This window comes from Sinorhizobium sp. P24N7, from assembly GCF_042436655.1.
Lineage (GTDB): Bacteria > Pseudomonadota > Alphaproteobacteria > Rhizobiales > Rhizobiaceae > Sinorhizobium > Sinorhizobium meliloti_A.
In genome coordinates this window covers 1-255 of record NZ_JBHMIW010000178.1, presented here as the reverse complement: position 1 = coordinate 255, position 255 = coordinate 1, and the positions used below count along the sequence as shown (strand labels likewise).

The following is a 255-nucleotide window of genomic DNA, read 5'->3' as shown; positions in this document are numbered from 1 at the left end:
CGCCTCCTTCCGGGTCGTCGTAGAAGACGGCAACGAGGACAACTCCGCGCCAACCCCTGCGACATTCAATTTCACCGTCAACCCCGTCAACGACGCTCCCATACGCACCGGCGATCTGAGAGCGGCGATCGCAGAGGGCGGAACCTATAAGCTCACGACGGCCGATCTCGGCTATTCCGATCCGGATGACACCGCAGCGGGTGTTGGCTTCAACGTCTCGAACGCCGTCAATGGCTCTGTCCTCGTCAACGGGTC

At 61.6% G+C, this 255-nt stretch carries 1 pseudogene; it reads left to right on the top strand.

What is annotated here, in order from left to right:
- Positions 1-255 (top strand): annotated as a pseudogene (locus ACFHWW_RS34550) (hypothetical protein); the annotation flags it as partial.